General features: G+C 68.3%; 18 protein-coding genes. 8 read left to right on the top strand and 10 right to left on the bottom strand.

Annotated features, from left to right (window positions below; all coding sequences use genetic code 11):
• Nucleotides 1–50: 50 nt before the first annotated feature.
• Nucleotides 51–2,750, bottom strand: a complete 2,700-nt coding sequence (locus tag ACIA49_RS17685; protein ID WP_396378234.1) for a glycosyl hydrolase family 95 catalytic domain-containing protein — start codon at nucleotides 2,748–2,750, stop codon at nucleotides 51–53.
• 376 nt (nucleotides 2,751–3,126) lie between these two features.
• Between ACIA49_RS17685 and sigE the strand changes: the two genes are divergently transcribed.
• The 5 genes from sigE (at nucleotide 3,127) to ACIA49_RS17660 (ending at nucleotide 7,366) form a co-directional block, all read left to right on the top strand.
• Nucleotides 3,127–3,801 (top strand): RNA polymerase sigma factor SigE, encoded by a 675-nt coding sequence (sigE, locus tag ACIA49_RS17680; protein ID WP_396378233.1) that lies wholly within the window; start codon nucleotides 3,127–3,129, stop codon nucleotides 3,799–3,801.
• The gene (locus ACIA49_RS17675; RefSeq protein WP_396378232.1) at nucleotides 3,798–4,394 is read left to right on the top strand and encodes an anti-sigma factor family protein; all 597 of its coding nucleotides are present in this window, start codon (nucleotides 3,798–3,800) and stop codon (nucleotides 4,392–4,394) included. Before sigE ends, ACIA49_RS17675 begins: the two co-directional genes overlap by 4 nt.
• Nucleotides 4,395–4,397: 3 nt before the next feature.
• The gene (locus ACIA49_RS17670; RefSeq protein WP_396378231.1) at nucleotides 4,398–5,453 is read left to right on the top strand and encodes a transcriptional regulator; all 1,056 of its coding nucleotides are present in this window, start codon (nucleotides 4,398–4,400) and stop codon (nucleotides 5,451–5,453) included.
• 77 nt (nucleotides 5,454–5,530) lie between these two features.
• Nucleotides 5,531–6,982, top strand: a complete 1,452-nt coding sequence (locus ACIA49_RS17665) for a trypsin-like peptidase domain-containing protein (protein ID WP_396378230.1) — start codon at nucleotides 5,531–5,533, stop codon at nucleotides 6,980–6,982.
• A 48-nt stretch (nucleotides 6,983–7,030) separates the two neighbouring features.
• Nucleotides 7,031–7,366, top strand: a complete 336-nt coding sequence (locus tag ACIA49_RS17660) for a sec-independent translocase (protein WP_391547686.1) — start codon at nucleotides 7,031–7,033, stop codon at nucleotides 7,364–7,366.
• On the opposite strand, the gene ACIA49_RS17655 is transcribed toward ACIA49_RS17660, so the two are convergent.
• From ACIA49_RS17655 to ACIA49_RS17625, 7 genes are all read right to left on the bottom strand, one after another.
• Nucleotides 7,345–7,884: a GNAT family N-acetyltransferase gene (locus ACIA49_RS17655; RefSeq protein ID WP_396378229.1), complete on the bottom strand. Its 540-nt coding sequence runs from the start codon at nucleotides 7,882–7,884 to the stop codon at nucleotides 7,345–7,347. The genes ACIA49_RS17660 and ACIA49_RS17655 overlap by 22 nt on opposite strands.
• Before the next feature lie 2 nt (nucleotides 7,885–7,886).
• Nucleotides 7,887–9,035, bottom strand: coding sequence for an Mrp/NBP35 family ATP-binding protein (locus ACIA49_RS17650; protein WP_396378228.1), 1,149 nt, complete (start codon nucleotides 9,033–9,035; stop codon nucleotides 7,887–7,889).
• Between the two features lie 76 nt (nucleotides 9,036–9,111).
• Entirely contained in the window at nucleotides 9,112–9,675 is a 564-nt protein-coding gene (locus tag ACIA49_RS17645; RefSeq protein ID WP_396378227.1) for a hypothetical protein, read from the bottom strand.
• A gap of 165 nt (nucleotides 9,676–9,840) precedes the next feature.
• Nucleotides 9,841–10,743, bottom strand: coding sequence for a zinc metalloprotease HtpX (gene htpX, locus ACIA49_RS17640; RefSeq protein ID WP_396378226.1), 903 nt, complete (start codon nucleotides 10,741–10,743; stop codon nucleotides 9,841–9,843).
• Nucleotides 10,744–10,774: 31 nt separating this feature from the next.
• Nucleotides 10,775–11,302: a DUF1003 domain-containing protein gene (locus ACIA49_RS17635; RefSeq protein ID WP_396378225.1), complete on the bottom strand. Its 528-nt coding sequence runs from the start codon at nucleotides 11,300–11,302 to the stop codon at nucleotides 10,775–10,777.
• Complete coding sequence (locus tag ACIA49_RS17630; RefSeq protein ID WP_396378224.1) at nucleotides 11,292–12,554, bottom strand: magnesium transporter MgtE N-terminal domain-containing protein; 1,263 nt, start codon at nucleotides 12,552–12,554, stop codon at nucleotides 11,292–11,294. The genes ACIA49_RS17635 and ACIA49_RS17630 overlap by 11 nt, the downstream gene beginning before the upstream one ends.
• 24 nt (nucleotides 12,555–12,578) lie before the next feature.
• On the bottom strand, nucleotides 12,579–13,094 hold the full coding sequence (locus ACIA49_RS17625; RefSeq protein ID WP_396378223.1) for a hypothetical protein: 516 nt from the start codon (nucleotides 13,092–13,094) through the stop codon (nucleotides 12,579–12,581).
• Nucleotides 13,095–13,197: 103 nt separating this feature from the next.
• On the opposite strand from ACIA49_RS17625, the gene ACIA49_RS17620 reads away from it, so the two are divergent.
• On the top strand, nucleotides 13,198–14,160 hold the full coding sequence (locus ACIA49_RS17620) for an HpcH/HpaI aldolase/citrate lyase family protein (protein ID WP_396378222.1): 963 nt from the start codon (nucleotides 13,198–13,200) through the stop codon (nucleotides 14,158–14,160).
• 55 nt (nucleotides 14,161–14,215) lie between these two features.
• Here ACIA49_RS17620 and ACIA49_RS17615 read toward each other — a convergent pair whose 3' ends face one another.
• Nucleotides 14,216–14,881: a peptidylprolyl isomerase gene (locus tag ACIA49_RS17615; protein WP_396378221.1), complete on the bottom strand. Its 666-nt coding sequence runs from the start codon at nucleotides 14,879–14,881 to the stop codon at nucleotides 14,216–14,218.
• Between the two features lie 120 nt (nucleotides 14,882–15,001).
• Here ACIA49_RS17615 and ACIA49_RS17610 point away from each other — a divergent pair, with 120 nt between their 5' ends.
• Together ACIA49_RS17610 and ACIA49_RS17605 are read left to right on the top strand one after the other, a co-directional pair.
• Nucleotides 15,002–16,486: a serine/threonine-protein kinase gene (locus ACIA49_RS17610; protein ID WP_396378220.1), complete on the top strand. Its 1,485-nt coding sequence runs from the start codon at nucleotides 15,002–15,004 to the stop codon at nucleotides 16,484–16,486.
• A 193-nt stretch (nucleotides 16,487–16,679) separates the two neighbouring features.
• Nucleotides 16,680–17,870: an acyl-CoA dehydrogenase family protein gene (locus ACIA49_RS17605; RefSeq protein WP_396378219.1), complete on the top strand. Its 1,191-nt coding sequence runs from the start codon at nucleotides 16,680–16,682 to the stop codon at nucleotides 17,868–17,870.
• Between the two features lie 94 nt (nucleotides 17,871–17,964).
• On the opposite strand, the gene ACIA49_RS17600 is transcribed toward ACIA49_RS17605, so the two are convergent.
• A complete protein-coding gene (locus ACIA49_RS17600) occupies nucleotides 17,965–18,996 on the bottom strand; it encodes a winged helix-turn-helix domain-containing protein (RefSeq protein WP_396378218.1) in 1,032 nt (343 codons plus the stop codon).
• Nucleotides 18,997–19,063 lie beyond the last annotated feature (67 nt).

The following is a 19,063-nucleotide window of genomic DNA, read 5'->3' as shown; positions in this document are numbered from 1 at the left end:
GTCACCCCTTTCGATGCGATGCCCCTCAGGAATGTCACACACAGCTCGGGTCAGCTGCGGTCTGGTGTGACTGTGGTGAGCCGGCCGTTGACTCGCACCTGGACGGGACGGCGCGAGGACGTCCGGTCGGCGGTGATCCGGAAGGACTGGACGCGCCCGCCCGACCAGGTGCAGTCGACTCGGTAGCCACCGCGGGCGCGCAGGCCGCGGAACGAGCCCTTCGCCCAGGTGGGCGGTAGTGCGGGCAGCAGCGCGATCTCGCCGGCGTGACTCTGTAGGAGGACCTCCGCGATCGCCCCGGACACTCCGAGGTTGCCGTCGATCTGGAACGGCGGATGCGTGGCGAACAGATTCGGCAGGGTGTTGAACATCAGCAGGCCGCGCACCATGATTGCCGCCCGCTCACCGTCACCGAGGCGGGCGAACAGGGCGCACCGCCACGGCCAGGTCCAGGACCGGCGGCTGTCGCCGGACACCGTGGCCGCAGTGAACGGCTCGCCGGCCTTCTCGCCGCACCGCGCTTTGAGCGACACCAACGCGGCAGCCGCGAGCGCCGGCGTACCGGTCGGGGTGATCTGGCGGCCGGGATAGACGGCGAACAGGTGTGAGGTATGCCGATGGATGTCGGCCGGGTCGTCGCGATCCGTCTGCCACTCCTGGAGCTGGCCCCAGCGGCCGACCTTGTTCGGCGCCAGCCTGGCCTGCAGGTCGGCGATGGTCCGCCGGTACGACGCGTCGACGGAGAGCGTGGTCGCTGCGTCGAGGTAGTTCTGGAACAGGTCCCAGATGATCTGCTGGTCGTACATCACGCCGTCCTCACGCGGACCGTGCTCCGGCGACCAGCCGTCCGGCGACACCAGGTGTCCCGACGCGTCCTCGACCAGCCGGTCCTCCCAGAACTCGCAGATCTCCTTGATCAGCGGATAGGCGTGCCGCTGCAGGTAGTCGCGGTCCTGGGTGAAGGCGTAGTGCTCCCACAGGTGCTGGGCGTACCAAGCGCTGGCGACGGTGTTCCACTGCCAGGAGTTGCCGCCGAAGGCACTCTGGCTGGTTCGCGCTGTCCACCCTCGGGTGTCCGCGCCGAAGGCGTGCCTGGTCGCCACCCGGCTCGGTACGGCAACCTGCTCGACGAACCGGGTCAGGGCCTCGTGGGACTCCGGCAGGTCGGTGGTCTCCGCGCCCCAGTAGTTCATCTGCACATTGATGTTCGTGTGGTAGTCCGAGGCCCAGGCGGGCTGGTCCTGGTCGTTCCAGAGGCCCTGCAGGTTTGCGGGCAGACCGTCAGGGCGTGAGCAGGAGGCCAGCAGGTAACGGCTGTAGGTGAAGAGGGTCTGCTCCAAAGACGGGTCAGCGCCGCCATCGGCGTACCGGGTCAGCCGGGCATCTGTGGGCAAGGCGGCCACTGTTGGATCCGTCGTACCCCAGTCGACGGACACCCGTCGCATCCGCGCGCTGAAGGCCTGCTGGTGCTGCTTGAGCAAGACGTCCGGACCCTTGGAGACAGCTCGCGCGACAGATCGCCGTACGGCGGGTGTGGGGTCGCCGCCTCGCCAACCTGCAGCCGCGGACAGGGCATAGTCGGTCCGGCCGTCCAGGTAGAGGACCAGCTCCTGGCAATCGTTCACCTGGATGGTGGTGCCGTCCACGGCGGTTGTCCCGCCGCGGACCTTGGCCTGCACCTCGGCGGCGTACCGGAGACCGTTGCCCATGGCACCGTTGAAGCGGAGTGTCGCCCGCTCTGCTGTCGTGGCAGCGCCTTGACCGGCCAGCAGCGACAGCCGTGCAGACAACCGGCCGCCGTCGGCGACATACCGCAGGACCAGTACGTCGTCCTCCCGGCTGGCGAACGCCGTCCGGCGAATCCGCACTCCGCGGTCGTCGACATGCTCAGCGCTGTGCACGCCACTGACCAGGTCCAGCGAACGCCGGTACTCCGTGAAGTGCGGTGTGTCCTGCGGGTCCACGCCATCCAGCGCGATCTCCGCGACCTGGAAGTGACTCACACCGGCCACCGGCGTGAACGTGAGGCGATAGAACCCGTACGACGCCGGTGTGGTGATCCCGAAGTGCCGGGTCTCGAGCCGGCCGTTGAACGGCCCGGACAGCTGCTGCCGGTCGAGCGCAGTCCACGCCTGCTCGTCGTTCGACCCCTCCAGCACCCACGTCTGCGGATCCCGCGCCGGTACGTCGTTCGCACTCGTCAGCGAGTAGCCGTTGACAGCCGTGGGGGTGCGCAAGGCTAGCTGCCACACCACTGCCGCCGGTGGCGAGATCACGCACCACTTGGTGTCGCTGCGACCGTCGATCGTCCGCGAGACCGTCTCGCTGGACGACGACTCGTAGGGACCGCCCGGAGCAGTGAGCTCGGTCGGCCGGCCACCCAGGTCGACGTACAGGTCTCCGAAGTTCCGGAACGAGCCGAAGCCGGTCATGCTGGTGTCGAAGGCGTTGTCGTCGACACCGGCCAGCCCGTTGTCGTAGTTGTTGACCCCGCCCCACAGGCTCTGTTCGCTGAGCTGGATCCGGTCCCGCTGCACGCCACCGAACAGCATCGCGCCCAACCGGCCGTTGCCGATGGGGAGCGCTCCTGGCTCCCACTCGCGGGCCGGCTCGCGGTACTCGATCCGGCTCGGGCTGACGGTCGGCAGGACAGGCGGTCGTGCTGCGGCGTAGGCGCCGGGCGCGGCGGTCATCCAGGCCGCAGTGCCGCCAGCGGCGGCGAGCAGGGTGCGTCGACTCAGCTCAGGCATGGGCGGGCCTTTCGGAGAGATCGGTTCACTATGTGCGAACCTGCGGGAATTCTGGCGGTTCCAAGCACGATCAGGCATAGCGTGACCGAGGAGAGATCCGATGTCCAGATCTCAGGGAGCGGTGAAGTTCATGCCAGAACGCTATGAACTCGGGCGCCCCGCCGGTATCCGGCCAGCCCCCGAAGTCGGGCGGGGGATAACCCCACCTAAGATCGGGCCGTGGTCGGTTCAACCGAATCGGCCCGCAGCGCGTCTTGTAGGTGAAGGCACTGTCCGGGAACTTCCGGCCGGAGCACCGCGTTGAGCCGTCGTACCAGCATCTCAGGGTCGAACCCGGGTGTTCCCGACGTGCGCAGAGGACGGTGACCGAGGCACCATGGCCTTCACGCTCATTGCCGAGAGGACCCAGGGAGGCGTCGCGGTGAAGCCGCTCGACACGTCGCTCGCGTCCGTGCGCCAGCCAGTGCCGGAGACGCTGCCCTCGTGGGACGAGATCGTCCGCACGCACTCCGCCCGGGTCTACCGGCTGGCCTACCGCCTGACCGGCAACAAGCACGACGCGGAGGACCTCACCCAAGAGGTCTTCGTCCGCGTCTTCCGGTCGCTGTCGTCGTACACCCCCGGCACCTTCGAGGGCTGGCTGTACCGGATCACCACCAACCTGTTCCTGGACGGTGCCCGCCGCAAGCAGCGGATCCGGTTCGACGGCCTGCCCGACGACGCGCACGACCGGCTGCCGGCCAAGGGCGAGGGCCCGGCCGACAAGCTCAACTCGGAGCTGTTCGACCACGACGTCCAGGACGCCCTGGACTCGCTGCCGGAGGACTTCCGCGCCGCCGTGGTGCTCTGCGACATCGAGGGCATGACGTACGACGAGATCGCCGACGTACTGGATGTGAAGCTCGGCACCGTCCGCAGCCGGATCCACCGTGGCCGGTCGATGCTGCGCAAGCACCTGGAGCACCGGGCCCCGCGGCCCGGCCAGACCCGGATCAGCGGTCCCTCCGTGGACGGACTGCTCGGTGAGAGTTCCGGAGGTGAGTGGCGGTGACCCTTCAGCACCCGATGGACAAGCTGAGTGCCGTCGTCGACGGCCAACTCGACCATGACTCGCGGGACAAGGTTCTGAGCCACCTGGTCGGCTGTGACACCTGCCGCGCCGAGGTGGACGCCCAGCGTCGGCTGAAGGCCCGGATGGCTGCCCTGGAGGCACCGGACCCGTCCACCGACCTGATGCAGCGGCTGATGGGCGTCTCGTCGTTCGCCACCGAGCCGCGTGAAGAGATCCGGCCGGTGCTCACACCGGCCCCGACTCTGTTCCCGCAGCGTTCCGCTTTCCCGGCGGCCCGCACCGGCGTCAGTCGCCCGGGAGCACCCCGGCCGACCCGCTCGCGCCGCCGTACCGGCGTGCTGAGCGCAGCCGGCTCCGCCGCCGCGGTCGCTTCACTTCTCGGTACGGCGTTTGTCGTCGGGGACCCGGCGCGGTCGGAGCAGCCACCGTCGCTGCAGCCGCCGATGACCAGCTTCTCGTCCGACCACGCCAGCACCAGCGGTGGGACGCCGTTCGCGGACCCTGTGTCGACGTTCAACTCCTACAACGGGTTCAGCTCGACGCTGCAGCCGGTGGCTCTGACCGGGCGCTGATCAGTGAGCCTCAACCGGCTCGCCGTTCTGGTCAGCACCGCACTGATCGGTATCGGCCTGCCTCTGCCTGCCACCGCGGCCCCGGCGATCGACCGCGAGGACGCCCCGGAGGCCATCTCGTCGCTCCAGCGGGCCGCGGCGGCGCCGAACGAGGTTTCGTACCACGGCACCCAGATCATCACTGCCTGGGGACCGCAGGGTGCCAGCTCCGCGATGCTCGACATCGTGCATTCGGCCTCGCAGGGCTCAGAGATCAGTGTGGTCGGCTCCGCGTCCTCGCCGGGCGCCAAGGCGTTCGTCCAGCGCGTGACCAGCACCGAGGCCTCGATCGACGGTGGTCCGCTCTCGCTGCTGCAAGCGACGTACAGGCTGGTCTACAAGTGCTGCCTAGAGCTGATCGGGCGGACGGCGATCCTGGTCGAGGCGGTGCGCGACGACCAGACGCTCGCCGGGCGGTTCTGGATCGACAAGGCGACCGGACTGCTGCTGCAGCGTCAGCTGTTCAGCGTGGACGGCAAGACGATGGTCCGGGCGACCGTGTTCACCGATCTGGCGATCGAGAGCTCGGACTTCATCGGGCACCTGCCGCCGATGACTCCGAGCGGTGTGGAGCCGCTCGGCCTCGGCAAGGCCGACAGCCTCCGGGCCGAGGGCTGGGTCTGCGCACCTGAGCTGCCCGCGGCGCTCAAGCTGTACGACATCCACCGGGACACCACCAACGGTTCACTCCAGTTCTCGTACTCCGACGGTCTCTTCAACGTCTCCTTGTTCGAGCAGCGCGGTGCCCTGGACCCGGCCGCCGTGGCCGGCTTCACCCCGACCGCAACGCCCGGCGTCTACGTCCGCTACGGCATGCCCTCGTACGTCGTCTGGTCGTCGGGTGGGATCGTCTACACCCTGATCGGCGACCTGCCGCCGGACTCGCTCGGGAAGGTGGTCGACTCCTTCCCACACGCCCTGCCGGAGAAGCTCAGCGCGGTCCAGCGGATCGGCAGTGGACTGGCCAGAATCGCGACCTGGCTCACTCCGATGGGTGCGCTTTCACCAAAGCTGGGATAATCGGAGACAGATGGATTCTCCCGGCTACTCTCGGGAGTGGCACCGGCCGATGTTCCCGACCCGAGTGAGGCGATCACGTGAGCACCAACGACGCCGAACCGACGCCCCCGAGTACGCCGGAGACCGCGGCGCCGTTGACCGGGTTGACGCCGCCTGCGCCCGGCACCGGGACCACGCCGCTGGCTCCGCCGCGCAATGACGAGGCCTACCGGCAGACGGCCAGCTCGCAGCAGCCGCAGCAGCCTGTCCTCCCGCAGCAGTCGAGCCAACCCGGCCCGATGCGCTCTGTCACGCAGCGCAGCTTCGGTGCGCAGGAGCCGACCTTCCGCCCGGTCTACCCGGGCCAGGCCTGGCCGACCGAGCGCCCCGGCTACCAGGGCCCGGTGCCCCCGCCGCCGCTGGACTGGCATCAGCAGCAGGCCCGCGCCTACACGCCAGGTGAGCAGCCCAAGAAGGTCGACAACCGCGTCATCCTGATCGCCTCGATCGTGGCGCTCGTCGTCGGCCTGCTGGCCGGTGGCGGTGCGGCGGCCACTGTGGTCGCGCTGAACGACGGCAATGGCCCGATCGCCCAGCAGCCTGATGTGCCGGTCGGGACCGGCACGGATCCGAAGATCCGCACCGGATCGGTCTCCGCCGTCGCCAGCACCCTGCTGCCGAGCGTGGTCCAGCTCCGGGTCGAGGGCGCGGACAACTCCCAGTCGACCGGCTCCGGGTTCGTGATCGACAACGCTGGTCACGTGCTCACCAACAACCACGTCGTCGCCGACGCCGCCAAGGGCGGATCGATCCAGGTCATCACCGAGAAGGGCAAGTCGCAGACCGCGCGGCTGGTCGGCCGATCTCCGGCGTACGACCTGGCTGTCGTCCAGGTGGTCGGGCTGGCGGCCCCGTCGGTGCAGTTCGGTCAGTCGGACCAGGCGGTCGTCGGGCAGGACGTGGTCGCCATCGGCTCACCGCTCGGGCTGGCCGGGACTGTCACGTCGGGCATCATCTCGGCGAAGAACCGGCCGGTGACGGCCGGGGACAGTGCGGACCAGGCGTCGTACATCAACGCCCTGCAGACCGACGCGGCGATCAACCCGGGCAACTCGGGCGGACCGCTGGTCGACATGAACGCGCGCGTGATCGGCGTGAACTCCGCGATCGCCGCCGTCCGCGGGGCGCAGGAGGGCCAGACCGGCAACATCGGGCTCGGATTCGCGATCCCGATCGACCAGGCCCGCCGGACCGCGCAGCAGCTGATCGCGAACGGCAAGGCGACGTACCCGGTGATCGGCGCGAACGTCGACATGCAGTTCGAGGGCGGCGCCCGGGTGAGCTCGGTCAGCGCCGGCTCACCGGCCGCGCGGGCCGGACTGCGGGTCGGCGACGTGGTCACCGAGATCAACAAGCAGCTGGTCGACACCGCCGAAGGACTGATTGTCGCCATCCGCTCGCACCAGCCCGGTGAAAGCGTCCACTTGGTCTACGAACGCAGCGGCCGCCCGCGGGAGGCGACCGTTACGCTCGCCCAGCAGGTCGGCTGACACCCGCTCGGGTACGCTGTGCCGGGGCACGAGAAGTGAGGTGAATCCATGTTCGGCATCGGGCCGCTCGAGCTGGTCGTGATCGCGATCGTCGCTGTCCTCGTCTTCGGTCCGGATCGGCTGCCGGAGTTCGCACGCACGGCCGGCCGCCTGCTGCGGCAGGTGCGTCAGATGGTCAGCAACGCGCAGAACGATCTGCGCAGTGAACTCGGTCCGGAGTTCGCCGACCTGGAGCTGCAGGACCTCAACCCGCGCAACTTCGTCCGCAAGCACCTCCTCGAGGGCGACGACTTCGACGACAAGCCCGTCTCCACGGACTTCGCCGACACCCCTCAGCGGCTGCCCGCCGGTGCCAAGCCTCCCTACGACCCCGAGTCCACCTGAGCGGTTCGTTCGTAGACGACGAGCGCGTCTCGGCCGTTCGCGAGCGTGTACATGTCCGGCTCGGTGCGTAAGAGCCGGAAGCCGGCCAGCTCCGCCGTACGGCGTGCTGCGCGGTTCGTGCTCGCGGTCTTGATCGCGAGCCGCTGACCGCCGCGCCCGTCGGGAGCGAAGAACCAGTGGGCCACCAGCTCGAGGGCCTCGACGATCACACCCCGGCCCTGGGCGTCGGGGTGCAGCCAGTAGCCGAGCTCGCCGCCGCCCTGCTCCATCCGGAACAGGGTCAGGTTGCCGAGGCCGAGATCGGTCTCGGCGTCGGCCACGCACCAGTTGAACCGTGTGCCGGCGGCTGCCTGTTCGGCCAGGTCACCCAGCCAGAACCGAACATCCGCCGCCGTGAACGGCTGCGGGATGAACGGCAGGAAATGGGCCGTGGCCTGGTTGGTTCGGGCCGTGGCGATCCGCTCGGCCTCGTCCTCGCGCCAGGGGCGGAGCCGAAGCCGGTCGGACGTCAGGAGCACGGTCAGCGGCCGGCGGGGCTCAGGCCCAGCTGACGGCCGAGGAGCCCGCGGGGCTTGCCACCGAGCTTGGCGGCGATGCCTTCGAGGACCTGAGCCGCCGGGGTGTCCGGGTCGGCGAGGGCCAGCGGCTGGCCGAGGTCGCCGCCGCTGCGGAGGCGCTCGTCCAGGGGGATCTCGCCGAGCAGGGGGATCGGGTAGCCGAGGCGGGCCGAGAGGGTCTCCGCGACGCGGGCGCCACCGCCGGAGCCGAAGATCTCGATCCGGTGCTCGGGTCCGCAGTGCGGGCAGGGCAGGAACGACATGTTCTCGACGACACCCGCGACGCGCTGGTGCACCATCTGCGCCATCGTGCCGGCGCGCTCGGCCACCTCGGCGGCGGCCTCCTGCGGGGTGGTCACGACGATGACCTCGGCGCTGGTCAGCCGCTGGCCGACCGAGATCGCGATGTCACCGGTGCCCGGCGGCAGGTCGAGGAGGAGGACGTCGAGGTCGCCCCAGTACACGTCGGCGAGCATCTGGACGAGCGCCCGGTCCAGGATCGGGCCGCGCCACGCGACCACCTGGTCGCGCTTCGGCTTCAGCATGCCGATCGAGATCACCTTCACGCCGTGCGCGGGCACCGGCATGATCATGTCGTCGACCGCGGTCGGCTTCTCGTCGGCGACCCCGAACATGGCCGGGATCGAGTGCCCGTAGATGTCGGCGTCCAGGACGCCGACCGACAGACCCTGGCGTGCCATCGCGACCGCGAGGTTCACCGTCACCGAAGACTTGCCGACGCCCCCCTTACCGGAGGCGATCGCGAACACCTTGGTCAGCGAGTCGGCCCGCGAGAACGGGATCTCCTTCTCGGCAACGCCACCGCGCAGCTGGGTCTGCAGAGCGCTCCGCTGCTCGGCCGACATCACCCCGAGGTCGATCTCGACCCCGGTGACACCGTCGAGCTTGCTCACCGCGGCGGTCGTGTCGCGGCGCAGCGTGTCCTTCATCGGACAGCCCGCGACGGTCAGCAGAATCCGGACCGCGACCACGCCGTCCTCGCGGACGACGACGGACTCGACCATCCCGAGATCGGTGATCGGTTTCTTGATCTCGGGGTCGAGCACACCACCGAGAGCCGTGGTCACCTGATCAGCAGTGGGGGGAGCCATACGGACAAGGCTACGTGCTACCGCGAAAGCTCCGGACCGCGGTCCATGTGACGTAGGCCCGGCAAGGCAACCCTCATCAGAGCCCTGGTGCGCCGTAGATGGGGAACCAGCGGGAGAGGTCTTGTTCGAGGCGGAGGTCGGTCGCCAGGAGGGACTTGATCTGCAGCTCGGTGGCGTTGTCGCGGCGATCGGGGCCGACGGGGGCGAACGGGTACCAGGAGCCGCGTTTGTAGAGGTAGACCAGGCCGAGGGACTTGGTGCCGTTGGTGAAGGCGACCAGGGTGCAGAGGAGGGCGGGGCCGAAGCCGGCGTCGACCAGGGAGCTGTTCACGCCGTGCAGGTCGGTGACGAGACCCTCTAGGTTGTCGGGGGTCGTCTCGCGGACCAACCAAGTGAACCCGTACGAGTCCGTCGTACTGGTGAACTTGCCGTCGTCGAGGGCGAGCAGCTTGTCGACCTCGCTGCGCAGGGTGGAGAAGCCACCGCCCTCGGCCGCCTTGAAGCAGACCGAACCGCTGCCGGTCGGGCGGTAGCCGGCGGCCGTCTCCAACGTGATCGCGGCCGACGGCAGCGAGAACAACTGGTCGAGGTTCGGCGGCACCGCTTTGCTGCGGCCGAGCAAGATGTCGAGGAAGCCCATGTGTCAAGGGTAGGTCTCGCGATCCCACGCCTACTGCGCTGCACTCGGCACGGCACCTCGCCGCACTGGAGGAAAGGCCACGATGGAAAAGCATCGAGGCCTCCCCTCCAGCGCACCGATGCACCGCACCGAGCACATGCTCGCTACGGCGCGGAATCACGAGACCTACCCAGCTTGCTCGCCCAGCTCGCGGGACAGCACACCGAGTCGGTCGAGGCGGGTCTCGAGCGACGGGTGGGTCGCGAAGAGCGAGGACAGCGAGACGCCCTTGCCAGAGATGGCCGGAGCGAAGAAGAAGGCGTTGAAGGCCTCCGCCTGACGTAGGTCGCGTGACGGTATTCGTGCGATGTCGCCGCTGATCTTCGTCAACGCCGATGCGAGCGCCGATGGCCGGCCGGTCAGCATCGCGCCGGCTCGGTCCGCGGCCAGTTCGCGGTAGCGCGAGAGTGCGCGGGTCAGCAGGAACGAGATCGCGTAGACCGCGGCCGAGACCGCGACGATCGTCAGCACGATGACGGCCGTGTTCTGATCACGCCGTCCGCCGAGACCGCTGTAGAGCCCGAAGCGGGTGATCAGTCCGGCCAGTACGCCGAGGAACGACGCGATCGTCATCACCGCGACATCGCGGTGTGCGACGTGTGACAGCTCGTGCGACAGGACACCCTCGAGCTCGTCCGCGTCGAGGCGGCGGATGATCCCGGTCGTCACGCAGACGACGGCATTGTTCGGGTTCCGGCCGGTGGCAAAGGCGTTCGGCAGGTCGACGTCGGCGATCGCGATCCGCGGCTTCGGCATGTCCGCCAGCGCGCAGAGCCGGTCGATCGCACCGTGCAGCTGCGGTGCCTCCTCCGGCGTGACGATCCGGCCGCCCATCGCGTACAGCGCGATCTTGTCGGAGAAGAAGTACTGCACGAACAGCGCGCCGCCGGCGATCACGACCGCGAGCACCGCGCTCCGGGTCAACGCGATCAGCGCCGCGACGAAGCCGACGTACAAAAGACCGAGCAGGAAGCTGGTCACCAGCATCCGCCTGCTCAGCCCCCGATCGGGCGCGAACCTGCTCTTCACCGTGACCTCCAACTGTTGCCTGTCACCGAGATTAGCGCGGCCCCAAAGGGCTCTCGCGATCCAGTTCGGCCAGCAGCGACTTCAGCTCCGACCGGAGGAAGTCGCGGGTGGCGACCTCGCCGACGGCCATCCGCAGCGACGCCATCTCGCGGGCCAGGAACTCCATGTCGGCCCGGGTCCGGGTGTCGATGTCGCGGTCGCGTTCGTACTGGACGCGGTCGCGGGACTCCTGCCGGTTCTGCGCGAGCAGGATCAGCGGAGCGGCGTACGACGCCTGCAAGCTGAGCGCGAGGGTGAGGAAGATGAACGGGTACTGGTCGAACCGCACGCTCTCCGGGGCGAAGATGTTCCAGATCACCCAGAACAGGATCGTCGCGGTCATGTAGACCAGGAACTTGCCGGTGCCGAGGAACCGGGCGATCCGTTCCGACAACCGCCCGAACGCGTCGGCGTCGTACGCGGACCGGATGGCGATGGTACGGCGGAGCTCCCGCGGGATGTCCAGGCGGTTGGTGGCGCGCGAACGCCGGTCGTCGGTACTGCGGTCGTCACGAGCCATCGTGGTCCACCTCCTGCGTTTGGTCCGATTCACGCCAGTCGTCGGGCAGCAGATGGTCCAGTACGTCGTCCACGGTGACCGCGCCGAGGAGCCGGCCCTCGTCGTCGAGCACCGGCGCCGCCACGAGGTTGTAAGTCGCCAGGTACTTGCTGACAGCGGTCAGGCTGTCATCCGGCCGCAGACCGTCCAGGTCGGTGTCGAGTGCGGCGGACACCAGCTCCGACGGGGGTTCCCGGAGCAGACGCTGGATGTGGCCGACTCCGATGAACCGTCCGGTCGGAGTCTCCAGTGGTGGTCGGCAGACGTAGATCATCGCGGCCAGTGCCGGACTGAGCTCGGCGTTGCGGACATGGGCGAGCGCATCGGCCACAGTCGCGTCCACTGGCAGGATCACCGGCTCTGACGTCATCAGACCACCAGCAGTGCGCTCCTCATACGTAAGCAGTCGCCGTACATCCTCTGCCTCGTCCGGCTCCATCAGCGTCAGCAGGGCCTCTGCCGTTTCGGTAGGCAGCTCCGCGATCAGGTCGGCCGCATCGTCCGGTGACATCTCTTCCAGTACGTCGGCCGCGCGCTCGGTGTCCAGTCCGGCCAGGATCTCCACCTGGTCGTCCTCGGGCAGCTCCTCGAGCACATCGGCCAGCCGCTCGTCGTTCAGCGCCGCAGCAATCTCTTTACGCCGCTTGGGCGACAGATCATGCAGTACGGCGGCCAGGTCGGCTGCACGCATCGAGTCGAACGCCGCCAGTATGTGAGTTGCGCCCTGACCCTCCTCGACCTGTGCGAACCCGGTCACCTCGGCCCAGTCGAGTACGTAGGACTGACCACGTCGCCGGAACCGCTTGCTGCCTTCGCGGACCGCTACCTTCGACAGCACCCAGTCTTTGGTCCGCCACTGCTCCATAGCCATGTCGAAGACCACACCGACCGTTCCGGTCTCCCGAACGGTGACAGTGCGGTCCAGCATCTCGGCCAGCACCAGGATCTCGGTAGTGCGCTGTTCGAAGCGCCGCATGTTCACCAGACCGGTCGTGATCACGTGACCGACGTCGACCGAGGTCACGCGCGTCATCGGCACGAAGATGCGCCGCCGGGCGAACACCTCGACCACCAGCCCGAGGATCCGCGGCGGCTGCGTACCCTGCCGCAGCATCGCGACCACATCGCGCACCTTGCCGACCTGATCCCCGTTGGGGTCGTAAACAGGCAGACCAGCCAGCCGTGCCACATAAACACGCGTCGGTCCACTCATGACCGAAGGCTAACCCGCTGCCCCTCAGCTCAACTTGCGACGGCCACGGACGCGCCGGTGCAGCGTGATCGGCTTCTTGCCCCGCGTAGTAGCAGGGGTCCCGGCAGGCGTCTCGTACGGCGACGCCCCGTCGAACGCGGTCATCTCGCCCGTAGGCTCCAAAACGAGCACGTCTGCTTCAGAGCGCCACCGCTCGAGCTGGGTGTCCAGTCCGGCCGCGTTGAGCCGTTCCGTCCGCAGAACCAGCGCAGCAGCCGTCCATTCCTCGGTACCCGGTGCCAACCGCCGTACCGTCGCAGTCCAGCTCGCCAGCCGGTTGGTAGCAGGCTTAGCCGGTACGACGACCTCCGCCGTACCGGCCGTGACCAGTCCGGCCAGCGGTTGCTCCGCACTACCGTCAGCATCCGCCAGTACGACGTACTGGCCGTCGACCGTCGCGAACCACGCAGGAGCCGGGCGGCCGCCGTCCCAGGACAGCCAGACCAGTCCGGCCTTCTTCATGACGGTGGCGATCTCCGTCACAGCGTTCTCGCGAGTCACGGCACCAGAGTGTCACAGTGAGCGATGTCACCGGGCACTCCGCGGACCTTTCGCCGTACGCTGCCGAATGAACCGGTGAGTAACCAAAGGTGGAGGTCGACGGATGTCTGAGCAGGTACTGCGAAGCAGAAGGTCTTGTCTGGCCACCCCGGGGTCGAACCCGCGGTTCCTGGCCAAGGCGAAGGGACTGGACGCCGACCAGGTGTTCCTCGACCTGGAGGACTCGGTCGCGCCGATCGCCAAGGTGGACGCCCGCAAGAACGTCGTGGCGGCGCTGAACGAGGGCGGCTGGGGCAAGAAGGTCCGCGTGGTCCGGGTGAACGACTGGACCACCGAGTGGACCTACGGCGACGTGATCGAGGTCGTCGGCGGCGCCGGGGCGAACCTGGACTGCATCATGCTGCCGAAGGTGCAGACCGCCGAGCAGGTGGTCGCGCTGGACCTGCTGATCACCCAGATCGAGAAGGTGCACGGCTACGAGCCGGGCCGGATCGGCATCGAGGCACAGATCGAGAACGCGCTCGGCCTGACCAACGTGAACGCGATCGCGGCCGCCTCGCCGCGGGTCGAGACGATCATCTTCGGCCCGGCCGACTTCATGGCCTCGATCAACATGAAGTCGCTGGTGGTCGGCGAGCAGCCGCCCGGGTACGACGTCGGCGACGCCTACCACTACATCCTGATGCAGATCCTGATGGCGGCCCGCGCCTACGGCAAGCAGGCGATCGACGGTCCGTACCTGCAGATCAAGGACGTCGACGGCTTCCGCCGGGTGGCCGGCCGCTCGGCCGCGCTCGGCTTCGACGGCAAGTGGGTGCTGCACCCGGACCAGATCGCGGCCGCGAACGAGGTCTACTCGCCGCGCCAGGAGGACTACGACCACTCCGAGAACATCCTCGACGCCTACGACCACTTCACCTCGGCCGCCGGTGGCGCCCGCGGCGCGGTGATGCTCGGCGACGAGATGATCGACGAGGCCTCCCGCAAGATGGCGCTCGTCATCTCCGCCAAGGGCCGCGCCGCGGGCATGACCCGCACCACCCCCTGGCAGCCCCCCACCGACTGACCACAACGTCCGAAGAACCGGAGGCGGGCCCTCCGATCCTTCGGACGTTAGGGGATCAGAGGGAGAGCACCTTGAGGATGCGGATCGGGCGGACCGGGGGGCCGTCCTGGTCCGGGTCGGCGATGCCGGCCTTGACCATCCGGTCGAAGGTGGGCATGCCGGCGATCACGTGGCCGAGCACGGTGTAGTTCGGCGGGATGTTCGCGAACGAGTGCACGACGAAGAACTCGGACCCGTTGGTGCCCGGACCCTGGTTGCCGTAGGCAACAGTCCCGCGCGGGTAGGTCTCCTTGCCGGTGACCTCGTCGGGGAACTTGTAGCCCGGACCGCCCTCCTCCTGGCGGTAGATGTCACCGCACTGCAGGACGCCGAGCCGCGCCGAGTTCGTCAGCCGGAAGCACTGCGTGAAGTCGTAGAACCGGCTCTTCACCAGATGCACGAAGTTCGAGACGCCGCACGGTGCGTTGGCGCGGTCCATCCGGACCACGAACGAGCCGTAGTTGGTGAGGAAGAAGACATCGACCGTTCCGCGCGCCTTGGCCGTCGCGGACGGAATCCGGACCGGCTTGGCCGCCGGGTTCTCCGGCGTCGGGGTGAACTCGCACTGAACAGTGGGTTTCGGCCGGTGAACCGGTGCAGCCGAAGCCGTGCCGAGGAACGGCGTGGTGAACGTTGTGGCTAGCAGGGTGGCCGCGATCACAGCGGCAAACGTTCGCTTCATGGGCACACGGTAATACTCACGTCTCTCTGCGCAGAGGTTTGCAAGGAATTGGCTCTGAACTCGATCTGATCGCCGGACCCGCCTAAGGTAAGGCCGGTCCGCTGCGGAAGGTGTTTGTTTGTGAACGGCGAGGTACTGGCAGGTCGCTACCGATTACTCACCCTGTTGGGGCGAGGTGGTGCAGGAGAGGTCTGGCAGGCTGAGGACCTCGTGCTGGACCGGCAGGTCGCGGTCAAGCTCCTGCGGAGTCTCGACGGTGACCCGATGGACGCCGTTGCGCGGTTCCAGGCCGAGGCGCAGGCTGCTGCCCGGCTGATGCACCCGAACGTCGTCGCCACGTACGACGTCGGCGCGACGAGTGACCACGTCTTCCTGGTGATGGAGCTGGTCTCCGGACCGGACCTGGCCCAGCTGATGCGTAAGGCGGGCCTGCCGAGCGCCAAGCTGGTGGCCGACATCGCCACGCAAGGCGCACGGGCACTGGACGCGGCGCACGCGGCCGGAATCGTGCACCGGGACGTGAAGCCGGGCAACCTGCTGCTGGCACCCGACGGCACGCTGAAGATGACCGACTTCGGGATCGCCAAGCGCGCCGGCAACGAGACGACCGGGCTGGGCGTGCTGCTCGGCACAGCGTCGTACGTGTCGCCGGAGCAGGTGCGTGGTGGAGCAGCCACGCCGGCCAGCGACTGGTACTCACTGGGTTGCGTTCTCTACGAACTGCTCGCCGGTACGCCGCCCTTCGTCGGAACGACCGTGGAGACGGTCATGCGGCAGCACCTGGAGTCGCAGCCGGCACCGATCGTGCGCAACGACGTCACGCCGGCCCTGTCGGCTCTGGTGATGCAGATGCTCGCCAAGAACCCCGCGGACCGCCCTGCGTCGGCTACTGAGGTCACCGCGTTGCTGACCTCCCCTGCGCACAACGAGACGCAGGCCATCACCCTCCCGCCGGTGAGCAACAGCACGCAGGTACTGCACCTACCGCCTCGCGACGAAGAGCCTGACGAAGAGCCCAAGAAGTCTCGCCGGACGTTCCCGTTTGCCCAGGTGATCGCGGCGATGGCCGTCGTACTGGCTGCTGCGGTGGGTGTGGCGTTGCTGAAGGAGGGCGTGTCCACTGACTCGCCTGCGCAGGCCGTCGGTACGCCGTCCGCGCCGGCGGCCAAGGTGAAGGCGACGACGAAGCCGACACCCACGCCGACGCCGAAGCCCAGCCACACGCCTAGCAAGACGCCGTCGAAGACGCCGAGCAAGAAGCCGTCGAAGGCCCCGGACCAGTACCCGCAGGTCGTCGCGCAGCTGCGGGCACTGGCGGGCAAGGTGCGCGCGAGCGGTCAGAACCAGCCGCAGTGGCCCGGCCAGAACCAGTCGAGGAGCAAGGCGCCCGGCCTGGCCGCCAAGGACCTGGAGCAGGCAGCTGCTCAGTTGGCTCACGGCGAGACGAACGCGGCGCGGAACAACTACAACGACGCCAAGGAGCGCCTGGTCAACGCACAGCGTGACCACCGCTGGCAGCCGACCGCTGAGATCTACCTGGGGTTCGCCCAGCTCGACCGCTCGATGCCGCAGGGCGACGGCGACGGCAACAACGGGGACGAGTGAGTTAGGCGACGCCGATCGGGTGGCCGGAGTCACAGCGGGTGTCGGCGCTGTCCCGGGATGCTGAAAGCCGCAATACTCACGAGTAGTGGCGAACAGCACCCCGAGGAGAGCCAGGCATGGACGAACGAAGTGAGTTCATCAATATGCACAGCGCACTTTGTTCAGCCGCGCCCGGAGCGAAGCGAGGACGTGGATGAGCAGATTGCAGCAGACGGAGGGGCTGACCGATATTCAGGAGGAGATCCTGAAGACGGTCCGCGCGTTCGTCGAGTCGGAGATCCTCCCGGTCGCCACCGAGCTGGAACACAAGGACGAGTACCCGACGAAGATCGTCGAGGGGCTCAAGGAGCTCGGGCTGTTCGGCCTGATGATTCCCGAGGAGTACGGCGGTCTGGGCGAATCGCTGCTCACCTACGCGCTCTGCGTGGAGGAGATCGCCCGCGGCTGGATGAGTGTCTCCGGCATCATCAACACGCACTTCATCGTCGCGTACATGCTGCTCCAGCACGGCACCGACGAGCAGAAGCAGAAGTACCTGCCGCGGATGGCCACCGGTGACGTCCGGGGCGCGTTCTCGATGTCGGAGCCGGGCTGTGGCTCCGATGTGTCGGCCATCAAGACCAAGGCGGTCCGGGACGGCGATCTATACACGATCAACGGCCAGAAGATGTGGCTGACCAACGGTGGCTCGTCGAACCTCGTGGCGGTGCTCACCAAGACCGACGAGGGCAGTGACTCGGTCTACAAGAACATGACCACGTTCCTGATCGAGAAGGAGCCGGGCTTCGGCGAGGTCGACAAGGGCCTGACGGTGCCAGGCAAGATCGAGAAGATGGGCTACAAGGGCGTCGACACGACCGAGCTGATCTTCGACGGCTACTCCATCGGCGCGGACCAGATCCTGGGCGGCGTTCCTGGCAAGGGTTTCTACCAGATGATGGACGGTGTCGAGGTGGGTCGCGTGAATGTCGCGGCGCGCGGCTGTGGCGTGGCCCGGCGGGCGTTCGAGCTCGGCATCTCCTACGCGCAGCAGCGCGAGACCTTCGGCAAGAAGATCGCCGAGCACCAGGCCGTGCTGTTCCGGCTGGCCGACATGGCGGTCAAGGTCGAGGCCGCGCACGAGCTGATGGTGAAGGCGGCCCGCAAGAAGGACAGTGGCTCCCGCAACGACTTCGAGGCCGGTGTCGCGAAGTACCTGGCCAGTGAGTACTGCTCGCAGGTCGTGGAGGACTCGTTCCGCATCCACGGCGGCTACGGCTTCTCCAAGGAGTACGAGATCGAGCGGCTCTACCGGGAGGCGCCGATGCTGCTGATCGGTGAAGGCACCGCCGACATCCAGCGGATGATCATCGGCCGCCGCCTGCTCGAGGACTACAAGCTCTAGAACGCACCAACGCCTGCACCGGCGGCGCGCTGGGTCGACGGGCGGGGCGGTGCCAGTCGGCCCAGCGCGCTGCGCGGGCAGGCGTCGAGGTACCTCAGGCGGTCAGGCGGGGGACCGACTGGGGATGTGCATGGCGAGTGTTGCCAGAGCCGTAGCCGGACAGCAGCCAGATCCCCAGCTGAGTGATCTCGTGTCGCACGGAGGCGCCGGCCCGGCGGGTGGTGATCAGGCCCGCCTCCCGCAGCACGGTTGCCTGGTGGCTGGCCGCGGCCGGGGAGATCTTGCAGCGCTTGGCCAGCTCCGTCGTCGTACAGCCCGCGACTGCGGCCTCCAGAGCCGCAGCGCGGGTTGAGCCGAGCAGCGAGCCCAGCGGGTCGCTGGAGCTCATCTGGTCCAGTGAGCCCTGCCGCAGGATGCCCGGCGCGTGCTGGATCGGGTACACCAGGATCGGCTTCAGCTCGGGGTCGCGCAGCTTGGTCGGCACCTGCCAGCAGAACGCCGACGGCTGCAGCTCGATGCCCCGGCCGTCCAGGTAGAGGTCGCGGTCGTTCATGTCGAGCACCTGCAGCACCGGTGCGACCCAGCGCACCCGCGGGTGCAGCGAGGAGAGGAGTCGGTCCACCCCGTGCCGGGCCAGAGCCTCACCACGATGCGCATGGTCGGCCGAGATGTGCGTCCCGATCGACTTCCAGTACGGCGCGATCGCCGCCGCGTGGTAGGTCCGGAGTGCCCGGCCGAGCTTGTGCAGCGACCCTCGCTCGCCTTGGGCGAGCTCCCGGGTCCACGGTGAGGCCGGGCGGTACTTGGAGAGCAGGTCGAGCTGGCCGCGGATCTGCTGGCTCGGCGTCGACAGGGCGATGTCCAGCGCGGTCTCGAAGTCCGGTGCGGACTCGGCCGGCGTCAGGAAGTCGGGGGAGTACCCCTTCGGTGGGGTGAGCTCCAGCAGCAGCCGCATCTGATCCGGTGCGACCGACGTCCGGACGTGCCGGCGCCAGTCCTCGAAGATCAGCCGGCCGTCGGAGTGCTGCAGCATGTGGAGGCTGAGCAGCACCTCCCATAACGGCGCCGGTCTGGTGGCGACCGTGACGCGCGTCAGATCGCGCGGCGTGAAATGAATTCTGAGCACGGCAACGCCCTCCCAGCGGCAAAACCATCACGACATCCCCCGATGCCGTCGGTCGCAGTCTGTGGCG

The sequence above is a fragment of the Kribbella sp. NPDC051587 genome (assembly GCF_044453945.1).
GTDB lineage: Bacteria > Actinomycetota > Actinomycetes > Propionibacteriales > Kribbellaceae > Kribbella.
The sequence above is the reverse complement of the archived record's forward strand: the minus strand, read 5'-3'. Positions and strand labels throughout refer to the sequence as shown.

Bases quoted from the DNA above. Each gene is read 5' to 3' on its own strand.
- ACIA49_RS17685 (WP_396378234.1), bottom strand. From the start codon at position 2,750: ATGCCTGAGCTGAGTCGACGCACCCTGCTCGCCGCCGCTGGCGGCACT.
- ACIA49_RS17635 (WP_396378225.1), bottom strand. From the start codon at position 11,302: ATGGCTCGTGACGACCGCAGTACCGACGACCGGCGTTCGCGCGCCACC.
- sigE (WP_396378233.1), top strand. From the start codon at position 3,127: ATGGCCTTCACGCTCATTGCCGAGAGGACCCAGGGAGGCGTCGCGGTG.
- ACIA49_RS17630 (WP_396378224.1), bottom strand. From the start codon at position 12,554: ATGAGTGGACCGACGCGTGTTTATGTGGCACGGCTGGCTGGTCTGCCT.
- ACIA49_RS17620 (WP_396378222.1), top strand. From the start codon at position 13,198: ATGTCTGAGCAGGTACTGCGAAGCAGAAGGTCTTGTCTGGCCACCCCG.
- ACIA49_RS17615 (WP_396378221.1), bottom strand. From the start codon at position 14,881: ATGAAGCGAACGTTTGCCGCTGTGATCGCGGCCACCCTGCTAGCCACA.
- ACIA49_RS17660 (WP_391547686.1), top strand. From the start codon at position 7,031: ATGTTCGGCATCGGGCCGCTCGAGCTGGTCGTGATCGCGATCGTCGCT.
- ACIA49_RS17605 (WP_396378219.1), top strand. From the start codon at position 16,680: ATGAGCAGATTGCAGCAGACGGAGGGGCTGACCGATATTCAGGAGGAG.
- ACIA49_RS17650 (WP_396378228.1), bottom strand. From the start codon at position 9,035: ATGGCTCCCCCCACTGCTGATCAGGTGACCACGGCTCTCGGTGGTGTG.
- ACIA49_RS17645 (WP_396378227.1), bottom strand. From the start codon at position 9,675: ATGGGCTTCCTCGACATCTTGCTCGGCCGCAGCAAAGCGGTGCCGCCG.